Source organism: Aliiroseovarius sp. (assembly GCF_965228805.1).
In the GTDB taxonomy this organism is placed as follows: Bacteria; Pseudomonadota; Alphaproteobacteria; order Rhodobacterales; family Rhodobacteraceae; genus JASBTN01.
Window position 1 is genome coordinate 1395001 of sequence record NZ_CBDDIE010000003.1, and the last position, 13374, is coordinate 1408374.

At 62.8% G+C, this 13374-nt stretch carries 5 protein-coding genes and 2 rRNA genes (1 of these 7 only partly in view); all 7 read left to right on the forward strand.

What is annotated here, in order from left to right; genetic code table 11:
- Positions 1-1897, forward strand: a 23S ribosomal RNA gene (locus ACO07D_RS08080) (it extends 970 nt beyond the left edge of the window).
- Between the two features lie 80 nt (positions 1898-1977).
- Positions 1978-2092, forward strand: a 5S ribosomal RNA gene (gene rrf, locus ACO07D_RS08085).
- A gap of 152 nt (positions 2093-2244) precedes the next feature.
- Positions 2245-3675, forward strand: a complete 1431-nt coding sequence (locus tag ACO07D_RS08090) for a PLP-dependent aminotransferase family protein (protein WP_421702437.1) — start codon at positions 2245-2247, stop codon at positions 3673-3675.
- Positions 3676-3929: 254 nt separating this feature from the next.
- Positions 3930-8516, forward strand: coding sequence for a beta strand repeat-containing protein (locus ACO07D_RS08095; protein ID WP_421702438.1), 4587 nt, complete (start codon positions 3930-3932; stop codon positions 8514-8516).
- 99 nt (positions 8517-8615) lie between these two features.
- A complete protein-coding gene (locus ACO07D_RS08100) occupies positions 8616-9893 on the forward strand; it encodes a TolC family protein (protein ID WP_421702439.1) in 1278 nt (425 codons plus the stop codon).
- Positions 9890-12130: an ATP-binding cassette domain-containing protein gene (locus ACO07D_RS08105; RefSeq protein ID WP_421702440.1), complete on the forward strand. Its 2241-nt coding sequence runs from the start codon at positions 9890-9892 to the stop codon at positions 12128-12130. Before ACO07D_RS08100 ends, ACO07D_RS08105 begins: the two co-directional genes overlap by 4 nt.
- Entirely contained in the window at positions 12130-13299 is a 1170-nt protein-coding gene (locus tag ACO07D_RS08110; RefSeq protein WP_421702441.1) for an HlyD family efflux transporter periplasmic adaptor subunit, read from the forward strand. The genes ACO07D_RS08105 and ACO07D_RS08110 overlap by 1 nt, the downstream gene beginning before the upstream one ends.
- The last annotated feature ends 75 nt before the right edge of the window (positions 13300-13374 follow it).

Consider the following 13374-nt stretch of genomic DNA (forward strand, 5'->3'; position numbering starts at 1 on the left):
CGGATGCTAACGTCCGCGGTGGAGAGGGAAACAACCCTGACCAACAGCTAAGGCCCCTAATTCATGGCTAAGTGGGAAAGCAGGTGGGACGACCAAAACAACCAGGAGGTTGGCTTAGAAGCAGCCATCCTTTAAAGATAGCGTAACAGCTCACTGGTCTAATTTAAGTTGTCCTGCGGCGAAGATGTACCGGGGCTCAAGCCATGAGCCGAAGCTTTGGGTGTGCGTAAGCACGCGGTAGCAGAGCGTAGTGTGACATAGTACTCATCCTCTTCTATCGCCTCGATATGAAAGTTGCGGGCAACCGCGCTCAAGTAGCGAAGCGGTAGCGCAGGGTAGAGTGCTTTCTGTGAAGCCGGCCTGTGAGGGATCCGGTGGAGAGATCACTAGCGAGAATGATGACATGAGTAGCGACAAAGGGGGTGAGAGACCCCCTCGCCGAAAATCCAAGGGTTCCTGCTTAAAGCTAATCTGAGCAGGGTAAGCCGGCCCCTAAGCCGAGGCCGAAAGGCGTAGGCGATGGGAACCAGGTTAATATTCCTGGGCCAGGAGGATGTGACGGATCGAGACTGTAGTTCAATCTTATCGGATTGATTGGGCTGCTGATCGGTTCCTGGAAATAGCCCTCCATCAGACCGTACCCTAAACCGACACAGGTGGATAGGTAGAGTATACCAAGGCGCTTGAGAGAACGATGTTGAAGGAACTCGGCAAAATACCTCCGTAAGTTCGCGAGAAGGAGGCCCGGTTCCAAGGCAACTTGGAGCTGGGGGCACAAACCAGGGGGTGGCGACTGTTTACTAAAAACACAGGGCTCTGCGAAGTCGCAAGACGACGTATAGGGTCTGACGCCTGCCCGGTGCCGGAAGGTTAAAAGGAGGTGTGCAAGCACCGAATTGAAGCCCCGGTAAACGGCGGCCGTAACTATAACGGTCCTAAGGTAGCGAAATTCCTTGTCGGGTAAGTTCCGACCTGCACGAATGGCGTAACGACTTCCCCGCTGTCTCCAACATCGACTCAGCGAAATTGAATTGCCTGTCAAGATGCAGGCTTCCCGCGGTTAGACGGAAAGACCCCGTGCACCTTTACTACAGCTTCGCACTGGCATCAGGCACAACATGTGCAGAATAGGTGGTAGGCTTTGAAGCAGGGACGCCAGTTCCTGTGGAGCCTCCTTTGAGATACCACCCTTGTTCTGCTTGATGTCTAACCGCGGTCCGTTATCCGGATCCGGGACCCTGCGTGGCGGGTAGTTTGACTGGGGCGGTCGCCTCCTAAAGAGTAACGGAGGCGCGCGAAGGTTGGCTCAGAGCGGTCGGAAATCGCTCGTTGAGTGCAATGGCAGAAGCCAGCCTGACTGCGAGACTGACAAGTCGAGCAGAGTCGAAAGACGGCCATAGTGATCCGGTGGTCCCGCGTGGAAGGGCCATCGCTCAACGGATAAAAGGTACGCCGGGGATAACAGGCTGATACTGCCCAAGAGTCCATATCGACGGCAGTGTTTGGCACCTCGATGTCGGCTCATCTCATCCTGGGGCTGGAGCAGGTCCCAAGGGTACGGCTGTTCGCCGTTTAAAGAGGTACGTGAGCTGGGTTTAGAACGTCGTGAGACAGTTCGGTCCCTATCTGCCGTGGGTGTAGGATACTTGAGAGGAGTTGCCCCTAGTACGAGAGGACCGGGGTGAACGATCCACTGGTGGACCTGTTGTTGCGCCAGCAGCAGTGCAGGGTAGCTATGATCGGACAGGATAACCGCTGAAGGCATCTAAGCGGGAAGCCCCCCTCAAAACAAGGTATCCCTGAGGGCCGAGGTAGACGACCTCGTCGATAGGCCGGAGGTGTAAGCGCAGCAATGCGTTCAGCTGACCGGTACTAATTGCCCGATAGGCTTGATTTGATCCAGTAGAAGACAAACCTACTGATCTCAAAAGCATACAACCCCAATATGCTTGACTTGGAAATTGGATTTTTACTCGGTTTGGTGGTCACAGCGCCAGTGAAACACCCGATCCCATCCCGAACTCGGCCGTTAAGCACGGTTGCGCCGATGGTACTGCGTCTCAAGACGTGGGAGAGTAGGTCACCGCCAAACCTAGTAAAAATCCAACAACATCTCTCAAAACGATGACTTTAGATAGAACGCCCTGACCTGATCGGTCAGGGCGTTTTTCGTTTGCCACCCGCTACTTGTGCCTGATCGGTGGGGCGTTTATCCTCGCGAAAAGAGGAAAAAGGCAGACCAATATGGATGTTCTCGCAGGGCTTGGCTTTGAAATCGACCGGGATCAGTCGATGCCGGTGTTCGAGCAGGTCTGCTCAGGTATTCGCGAGCGGATCGTTTCGGGGCGCCTGTCTGCCGGGACGCGACTTCCGCCCACACGCGGTTTCGCGACCGAAGTTGGTGTTTCGCGTTCGACCATCGTGACCGCCTATGAACAGCTGGTGGCCGAAGGGTATCTGACCAGCCGCCAGGGGTCGGGCTATACGGTCTGCGACCTGGGCGGAGTGGAGCTGCCCACGTCTCGCCCCACGCCCGCTGCGAAGCCCGGACGTCCCCCCAGGTCGCTGCCTGTGCGGGCCTTCCAGGCCGGACGGCCGGATATGCGGCTGTTTCCCCACCGCCAATGGGCCAAGACCGTTGCTCGTATCTGCCGCACCGCGCCGGAGCGCATGCTGACCGGCGCAACGGTGGCGGGTAATCCGGACCTGTGCCGAGCCATCGCCGATCACGTAGCCGAATGGCGCGGGATCGAGGCAGAGCCCGCCCAAGTCCTGATCACCGCCGGGGCCAGTGATGGGTTGGAGCTCTGCCTGCGCACACTCACCCGCCCGGGGGACAGTGTCGGCTTGGAAAGCCCGGGTTACCCGCCGCTGGAACACCTTCTGCAGGTGCATGGCGCGCGGATGACCGAAATGCCGGTGGATGAGGAGGGCGCCGGCGTGCCTGCCTCGGACAAGGAGTGTCGTCTGGCCATCCTGACCCCCTCACATCAATTCCCGCTTGGCGGTGCCATGTCCGCCAACCGGCGCATGGAGTTCATCCGTTGGGCGCATGCCCAGGACGGCTGGGTCATCGAAGACGATTATGACAGTGAGTTCCGCTACGCCGGGCGGCCGATCCCGGCCATGGCCGGAGTGGACCGTCTGGACCGCACGATCTATGTCGGTTCTTTCTCGAAGATCTTCTCGAATGCCCTGCGCCTTGGTTACCTGATCGTGCCTCGCCCCTTGGTGGAACCGTTCCGCGAGGTCATGGGAATGAGTGGGATCAAGGCAAGCCTGATGCCGCAGCAGGCTCTGGCGGAGTTCATGCAGGGTGGCGATTTCTTCCGCCATCTGCGCCGGGTGCGGCGCATCTATGCAGACCGCCGCCGGTTCCTCCTGTCACATCTGAGCGGCCGCCTCGCGCCTTTCGGCTGGTTCGAGGATCACCACGCCGGGATGCAGGTGGTGTTCCACCTGTCCTGCGGGTTGTCAGATCGCGAAGTAGAGGCGCGCTGCGCCGCCCGCGGTGTCGCGGTGCAGCCCCTGTCGGCCTATGCGCGGGCCGGAGCCGAGAGCGATTTGAACGGGCTGGTCCTGGGCTTCTGCGCCCATGACGAAGAGGAAATGGCCCCGGCGCTGGAGGTTCTGGCTGAGGTTTTGGAGACCAATCCGGGAAATGATCTGGCCTGAATCGGTTCGTTTCCAGTGTCCGAAATCGACCTGACGCGGGTCAAAAAACACTCTGATCTACGTGGTTTTCTTGGACGTTTCGACGCATATTCAACGTATCGGCGAAATTACCACATATGCCCTACAAATGCCCATTTTGTGTGTACGCCCAAATTTCTGTCTAGAAATGGAGGTTTAAACGAGCTATCCCGTTAACAGAGCAAACAACGCAGCAACAAAAAACAAGCTGCGACAATTGAGGTAGGCGGTAAGCTATGAAGGCGATCGAGTATGTCGTCCGTGATGGCGCTGGCGTATTGCAGCGTGGGACACTCATTGAATCCGGAATTTCCGACAATCTGACCTTGGGAACGGATGGTGCCGTCTCCTTGAACCTGCGCCGCGCGAGCATTCGCGAATATCTGCGCGCGGGGGAAAACCTTGAAATGTACCTGGCTGACGGTCGCAAGATCGTGCTGGAAGGCTTCTATGCCGAAAACGGCGTGCAGGAGAACCGGCTTTACCTGAACGAGGATGGCAAGCTGATCGAGGCGTCGTTGGACGCGAACGGGCATGTGACTTTTGCCGAAGCGGGCGAATGGGGCAAGTGGAGCCACCTGGATGCGCTGATCTTTCCCGATGACGCAACCGTCGTGGCGGAGGCCGTGGCAGATGCGGGCGTGACCAACGAAGTGGCGTCGCAAGGGATCGGTTTCGGCCTTGGCGGTCTGGGCGGTGCCGGGCTGGGTCTGGGCCCACTGGTTGGCGGGGCAGGCGTCATCGGTGGGCTGACCGGCGGCAGCGGCGGCGGTGTTAGCGCGACGGTGGATGATGCCGATGCGGTATTGAAAATCGGCGGCGGCGACGACAAGACCGTTACCATTACCGGTACGGCACCCGAGGGATCGGAAGTCGTTGTGATGATCGGCGATGAGGAAGTGACCGTTATCGCCGATGAAAACGGGCGCTGGACCTGTACTTTCGACGGTTCGGATTTCCCCGCCGACGGCGATTACGCGGTTGCGGTTCAGGTGACCACACCCGGTGACACGGTGATCGATTTGACCGGGCCGATGGTGTTGATCGACACCATCGCGCCGGAACTTGAGGTCACCGGCGGCACGGACAATGTCGTGAATGCAGTGGCCCATGAGGACGGTGTGACCATTACCGGCACCGGTGAAGCGGGGGCCTCGATTGAGGTCGAGATCGACGGGGTGACCCATAGCACGACCGTCGGCGAAGATGGCACCTGGTCGGTGACCTTCGACAGCACGCAAATCGCGACGGGTGAGCTTTCGACCTCCGTTACCGTGACCTCGACCGATGATTTCGGCAATTCCACTGTGGTGACCGAAACCTTGGTTATCGACACCATCGCGCCGGACTTGGGTTTTGATGCCACGCAGGTGGGCGACAATGTGGTGAACGGGACTGAGGCGGGCGCCGGGTTCGATCTGACCGGCTCCGCCGAGCCTGGCGCGACCATCGTCGTGACCATTGACGGTCAGACTTGGGAAACCACGGCGGGCGCCGATGGGGCCTGGGCGATCAGCGTGGCTCCGGGCACGCTGGCGGGTGGCGAATATGACGCGACCATTACCGCCGTCGCCAAGGATGCTGCGGGCAATATCACCACCCAGACCACGACCCTGCGCGTGGATACGGTGGGTGAGGTGACCATCTCCGGCGACCTGATCGAAGGCGACGATGTGGTGAACGAGGCCGAGGCCAGCGATGGCATGACCTTGACCGGCACCACGCAGGTGGGATCGACAGTGGTCGTGACCTTCGAAGGCGTGGATTACCCCGCCACCGTGGCCGGGGACGGCAGCTGGACCCTTGACCTGCCCGCAGGCGCCATTCCGGCGGGTAGCTATGACAGCACGATCACCGTGACCTCCACGGACGCGGCGGGCAACGTGGCAACCACCACGCGCACCGTGACCGTTGATACGGAAACCGTCGTCAGCTTGGACGGCGGCATTGCCGGTGACAATCTGATCAACGCGATCGAACACGGCCAGGGCGTGACTCTGACCGGCACGGCAGAACCTGGCGCGACGGTTTCTGTCAGCTTCAACGGCACCGCCTACCCGGCCACCGTGGCCGCAGACGGCAGCTGGTCGCTGACCCTGGCCCCGGGCGATATGCCTGAAGGCCAGTACGATGCCGAAATCATCGTCACCGCGACCGACCCGGCGGGCAACAGCGTCAGCACCACGACCACGGTCGAGGTCGATACGCTGTCCTTCGTCGATTTCTCGGCCACGCCGGTCGAAGGCGATAATGTCGTGAATGCCGCCGAGGCTTCTGACGGCGTGATCCTGACCGGCACGACCCAGGCGGGTTCGACCGTCGTGGTCAATGTAAACGGCTATGACCATGTGGCAACCGTTGCCCCCGATGGCAGTTGGAGCGTGGACATTCCCGCGGGCCACCTGCCCAGCGGCGAGGTGCAAGTGACCGCGACCGCCACGGCGACCAGCCCGGCGGGCAACAGCTCGTCCAGCACGATGAACTTTGACGTCGATACTGTCTCGACCGTCGACATGACCACACCGGTCGAAGGCGACGGCATGATCAACGCGGGCGAAGCCGCCGATGGCGTGACCCTGACCGGGGTGGCCGAGGTCGGCTCGACCGTGACGGTGAATTTCAATGGCACCCTCTACAACGCCACTGTTGCGACAGATGGCTCCTGGAGCCTCGACATCCCCGCGGGTGACATCACCCCCGGCGAGTATGACGCCCCGGTCACTGTGACCGCGACGGATGCGGCGGGCAACAGCAGCACGCTTTCCGAAACCGTTCATGTCGATACGGTCGGCGCGGTGTCGGTCGACACCGCCTCGGTCGAAGGCGACGGCGTGGTGAACGGCCCCGAGGCTGCCGATGGCATCCAGCTGACCGGCACCACCCAGCCGGGCTCCTCGGTTGAGGTGAGTTTTGCGGGCACGACGCTGACCGCGTCCGTGGCTGCTGACGGCAGCTGGAGCGTGGATTTCCCCGCCAACGCAATCCCGAGTGGTGAATATGACGCCACCGTCACTGCCGTTGCAACGGACGCGGCGGGTAACGTGACCACCACCACGGGCGAACTGGACGTGGACACCCTGGTGCGCGACTTCGGCTTCGATGCCGGGCAGATTGCGGGCGACGGTGTGATTACCGGGCCGGAGCTGGACGCGGGTCTGACCGTGGGCGGCACCACTGAACCGGGCTCGACTGTCTCCTTGTCGCTGGGCGGCACTACGGTGCAGGCCGTAGTCGGCGCAGATGGCAGCTGGACCGCGACCTTCCCCTCGGATGCCCTGGCGGACGGCGAATACGCCACCATGCTCAGCGCGACCACGACGGATGCGGCGGGCAATGTCGAGACGATCTCGCAGCTCGTGCAGGTGGATACCGTGGCCGGTGATCTGGCCCTGTCGTCCCTGCCGATCGAGGTCGACGATGTCATCAACGCGGTCGAAACCGTGGATGGCGTGATCATCTCGGGCACCGCGACGCCGGGCATGACCGTGACTGTGACGCTGAACGGAGTCGCGACGCAGGTCGTGGTGGATGGTGCAGGCAACTGGAACGCGCTCTACCCACAGGGCAGCATCGCGCCCGGCAGCTACGAGGCGGCGATCACCGCCTCGATCAGCGACGAATACGGCAACTCCAAGACCGTCAGCGATACGGTGCAGGTCGATACCCTGGTCGAAGATCTGGCCCTGACCCAGCCGGTGGCGGGCGACGACCTGATCTCCGGCGCCGAGGCGCAGGCGGGCGTGACCCTGACCGGCACCGTCGAACCGGGATCCTCCGTGCAGGTCAAGCTGGGCGGCACTACCGTGACCGCCACCGTGGATGCGCAGGGCAATTGGAGCGCCGACTTCGCTGCGGGCGACATCCCCGCTGGCGAGCAGACCCTGCCGATCACCGTGACCGCCACCGATGTGGCGGGCAATACCGCGCTGATCACCGATACGGTCGAACTGGACACGCTGGTCAATGAACTGGCCTTCTCGGACACGCCGATTGCCGGGGACGGCTTCGTCAACGCGGACGAGGCGGCCCAGGGGCTGACCTTTACCGGCTCCGTCGAAGCGGGCTCGACCGTTCTTGTCACCTTCCGTGGTATCACGCACACCGCAGCGGTGGATGCCGATGGCAACTGGGCCGTGGACTTCCCGCCGAACCAGGTGCCGCAGGGCGAATACCAGGGTATCGTCACCGTGACCGCCACCGATGCGGCGGGCAATACGGCAACGGAAACCACCACGGTTCAGGTCGACACCCAGGCGCCGGAAACGCCTCTGGTTTCGGCCTTCACCAAGGGCCTGTCCGGCGTGCGCGGCATCTCGACCGTAATCGATGAGAACACGCCCGAGATTGCCGAGATCACCTCGGGCGGCACGGTGCAGGATCTGAACTACACCGTGGCCGAGAACGCCGCCTTCGGTGAGGTCGACTTTACCTTCGGCGCACCGATCCCCGATGGCAGTCACCTTGTGGTCACCGCCGAGGATGACGCAGGCAACCAGGCCTCGACGCTCTTCGTGCTGGAAGAAAGCGGCACCGATGTGGTCGATGTGACCAACCCGGGTCTGGGCGGTTTCGAGATCGAGGCGATCGACCTGAACTTTGCCGAGGACAGCCAGTTGACCCTGACTGCCGAGCAACTTGAGGGCCTGTCGGGCAACTCGAACGAGCTGACCATCCATGGCGGTGCGGACGATACGGTGACCATCTCGGGCGCCAATGGCACCGGCGATACGGTCGACATTGCTGGCAAGACCTATGACATCTACACGCTGGGGGATGAGGGCGGCACGCTCTACATCCACGAGGACATCAACGTTCTCATCTGACCAGAATAAGACGAGGCCGCGGCACCGAACGACCGCGGCCCGCCAGACTTTCGCCAGAGGGAAGGAATGGCTTTGGGGCAGGACATTCGCAGAGGCTTGATGATCGGCGCATGCGCGGCGCTGGCCCTGTCGGGCTGCATGTCCGGCGTGCCGCATCTGTCCGGTGCGGAGGTAAGCCGCGCCTCGACCACTCAGACCGGCAACTTCGCCCAGACCGGCAAGCAGCCTTCGGTGATCATCCAGGGCCTTCAGGATCGACGTACGGTGTTGGAGCCGGGATCGACCTATGACCAGGTGGCGCAGGCGGTGCTTGCGGGCGCCGCTCGCCCCGCCGAGGCCGAATTGCAAGCCGCTCGCCTACGTGCCGCTGCGGCGGACAAGAACTGGCTGCCCACCCTGGGCCCGTCGGTCAGCCTGTCCGACATGGGCGAACTGGTGGCGAGCATCGTCATCGACCAGGTGATCTATGACAATGGCCGCAAACGTGCCGAACGCGAGTTCGCGCGGGCGGATGTTGAGGCTGCCGCCGTGACCCTGTCGATCGACACCAACGACCGTATCTACACCGGGTTGGACCTCTATCTGCGCGCGCAGGAAGCGCGTGAAAAGGCCGCTGTTTCCTCCGCTGCCTTGGCCGAAATGCGCGAGTTCGACCGCATCATGACGGCCCGTGTGCGTGGTGGGATTTCGGATATGTCGGACCAGAATGTGATCCGCGCCAAACTGGCCGAGCTGCAATCGAACCACGACAAGGAGGTGCTGGACGCCCGCACCGCCCTTGCCGAGCTGAACGCCATGTCTGACACGCCGTTGGATGCGATCCGCGGGATCAGTCAGATACACGAACCGCCCAGCGGCAACCTACCCCTGACCGTGCTGCGTGCTTCGGCGGAAAAGGATCGTGATGTGGCCCAGGCGACCATCGACCGCGCGGGGCTTCTGCCAGGCGTTACTGCTCGGGCGTCCGCCGGGGAAAGCGGCAGCGCGGGGTTGATCGTCGGTTCGGACGCCGGGTTCGGCTTTGGCACGGGCGATAGCCTGCGCGCCATTGAAGCGGCGCGTGAGGCCGCCACCCGCCGCATCGCCCAGGCGCAGGAAGACGCCGACCGCCGCATGGCGGCGTTGGAGCAGAAACTGGCTGCGCTGACTGCTCGTGCCGGGGCCAGCGCCGATGTGGCCGCTCAGGCCCGCGCCAATACCGATCTCTTCCAACGCCAGTTCGACGCAGGCACACGCACCGTCATGGATGTGGTCGGCGTGGTGGAAAACCAGGCCCGCCTGGATCGCGACCACGTCGCCCTGCGTTACGAAATCGCCCGCACCCAGGTGGAGATTGCTCGCGAACGCGGGGTGCTGGCCAGCGGGGCCGACATATGACGGAGACGCCGCGCAAGGTTGCCACGACGATCACCGGCGCCTCGGTCCTGCGCACGGTGCCGCCGGTGGCGAACTCGAACCCCACACCGCCGACGCCCCAGCCGGTGCAGATCCCGGTCACCAACAAGTTCCCCGAACGGCTGAAGAACCGTGCTGATCTGGTTGCGGTGCACGCCGGTTTGCTGGGTGTTGAGGCCGTCGCTTCCGACATCCTAGAAGCCATGCAGTCCGCCGCCCCCACCGACAGCCGCGACGTGCCCGCCGAGGTGATTGCGCAGGGGCTGAGCTCGACGGGCCTCAGCTGCGACATTCGCCAGGTCAATAAGCTCGATCCCACACTCTGGCCCGCCATCGCGATGATGAACAACGGCCAGGCGGTGCTGGTCCTGTCGCAATCGGGCGACACGCTGGTGGTCTACGAGGCTGGCGCGAACGGTGGCTGCGACGTCTCGCGCGCCGAGTTCACTGGGGTCTTCACCGGCACCATCCTGCACGCTGAAACCGACCTGGCCGATCTGAACAAACGCCACGCCCCGGACAAGAAGCCGCCCCACTGGTTCTGGGGCGAGATGCCGCGCTTTCGCCGCCATTTTGGTGACGTCGCCTTGGGCAGTTTCGTCGCCAACCTTCTGGCCGTCGCCGTCGCGTTGTTTTCCCTGCAGGTCTACGACCGCGTGATCCCACACCAGTCCACCGCCACGCTCTGGGTTCTGGCGGCGGGGGCCTTCCTGGCTGTGGTGATGGAAGGCCTGATCAAACTCGCCCGTGCGCGGCTGATGGACGGGGCCGGGCGGGCGATTGAGCTGAACGTGCAGAAGCTCCTGATGGACCGTATCTTAGGCATGCGCTCAGACAAGCGGCCGACCACGCCCTCGGGGCTGTTTTCGGCCATGCGCGAGTTCGGCTCGGTGCGGGAGTTCTTTACCGCGTCGTCGATTGGCGCGCTGACCGATATTCCCTTCCTCTTCGTCTTTCTCGCCCTGGTCGCCTCTATCGCGGGCAACGTGGTCTGGGTGCTGATCGCGGGCGGCATCCTGATGGTCCTGCCCGGCTACCTGTTCCAGAAACGTATGATCGAACTGACCGCCGAAACGCAGGGCGCATCGGCCAAGGCCTCCCGTCTGCTGCACGAGGTGATCTTTGAGCTGGACACGGTGAAGGCGCAGCGCGGCGAGGACCGCGTGCGGCGCCTCTGGACCGAGCTAACCATGCTCTCGGCGGTGCAGAATTCCAAACAACGTAAGCTGTCGGCCGCCCTGACCTTCTGGTCGGCGGGGGTGCAACAGGCCACCTATGTCACCGCCGTGATCCTGGGCACCTACATGGTCTTCGCGGGCGAATTTACCGTGGGCTCGATCATTGCAGTGGGCATCCTGACCGGCCGCACCCTCGCGCCTCTGACCCAACTGACCGGCACGCTGGCCCGCTGGTCCAACGTGAAATCCGCCCTGGACGGGCTGGATGCCATCGCCGGGTCGGAACAGGACGAGGCCGAGGGCCGCACCTATCTGCGCCGCGAAAGCTTCGAAGGCGGCTATGAGCTGCGCGAGGTCAGTTTTGCGTATGACGAGGACAGCCCGACCCTGGACGTACCCGGGCTGAAGGTCATGCCGGGCCAGCGGATCGCGGTCTTGGGTGCGAACGGCTCGGGCAAATCGACGCTGCTGAAGGTGCTGTCCGGCCTTTATGCGCCCAAGTCCGGTCGCGTGCTGATCGATGGGGTCGACATGGGGCAAGTCGCCCCGCGCGACCTGCGCCGCAATATCGGGTACCTCAGCCAGGACGTGCGCCTGTTTGCAGGCAGCCTGCGCGACAACCTGAACCTCAACATGCTGGAACGCGATGACGATCGCCTGCTGAAGGCATTGGATTTCGCTGGCCTCGGCCCCTTCGTGCGCGGCCATGCGAAAGGTCTGGATCTTGAGATCCGCGATGCGGGCGAAGGCCTGTCCATTGGCCAGCGCCAGTCCATCGGCTGGGCGCGCATCTGGTTGCAGGACCCGAAAGTGGTTCTGCTCGACGAACCCACCGCCGCGCTGGACCAGACGTTGGAGACAACGCTGGTCAGTCGCCTGGAAAAATGGCTCGATGGGCGCACGGCCATCATTGCCACCCATCGCCTGCCGATCCTGTCGCTGACCGACCGCACCCTGATCCTGCAATCGGGCCGCCTCGCGGTGGACGGCCCGCGCGACCAGGTGCTGGCCCATCTGAAACAGAACCAAGGGGGCGCCTGATGGCCACATTGGACGCGCAGTTCGAGGACGAACTCAAGGGCCCCTCGATGGTGATCTGGCTGGCAGCGGCCAGCGTGTTCCTGTTCGTCTTCTGGGCCGCCTTCGCCTGGGTCGACGAGATCGTGCGCGCGCCGGGCTCGGTGATTTCCGCATCCCGCCCGCAGATTATCCAGAACCTCGAAGGCGGCATCCTGGCCGAGCTGACCGTGCGCGAAGGCGATATCGTGAACCCCGGCGACGTGCTGGCGCGGCTGCACGGGACCGAGTTCCAGACCTCGGTCGACGACCTGCGCGACCAGATCGCCGCATTGGACATTCGCCGGTTGCGGTTGGAGGCCGAACTGGCCGGAGCATTCGACTTCCAGGTGCCACCAGACCTCGCCGCCCGCGTGCCCGAGATCGTGCAAAGCGAACGCGCCCTTCTGGCCGCGCGGCAATCCGACTATGTCAGCCGCCGCGAAGGCGCCAAGGGCGTGTTGGACCAGGCCGCCAAGGAACTGGAACTGATGGAGCGCATGCTCGACCAGAAGATCGTCGCGCTGATCGAGGTGACCCGCGCCCGCAAGGCCCATGGTGACGCCGAGATCCGCTATAACGAGATCGTCACGCAGACCGAGCTTGATCGCGCGCAGGAATATTCGGACACGCTGAAGGAGCTAGCCACCCTGCGTCAGAACCTGAAGCTGAGCCTCGATCAGCTGAACCGTACCGTCATCACCAGCCCGATGCGCGGCATCGTCAACAACCTTGCCGTGACGACCATCGGTGGGGTCGTTCGACCGGGTGAAGAGATTTTCCAGATCATTCCGCTGGGCGAGGACGTGTTCATCGAAGCACGGGTGAAACCCGAAGACATCGCCAGCCTGCAACGCGGTCAAGACGCGACGGTGAAACTCTCCGCCTATGACTACACGATCTATGGTTCGTTGAAGGGGGCTGTGGACTTCATCTCGGCCGATACGTTCGAGGATGAGCGCGACCGCAATGCCGAACCGCATTACCGCGTCTCGGTGCGCCTGGACATGTCCAGCTTGACTGATCGGCAACGCCAGATCGCCATCCGCCCCGGCATGTTGGCCGAGGTCGAGTTGCACACTGGTGAAAAGACCATCCTGCAATACCTTCTGAAACCGCTCTACAAGAGCCGCGAGGCATTTCGCGAGCCATAAGGCGCCCCAGCGCGGCTCCCACCCTTTGCATCGTCACATCCAACCGTACCCGGGTGGTATCCCACCCCGCCGCGC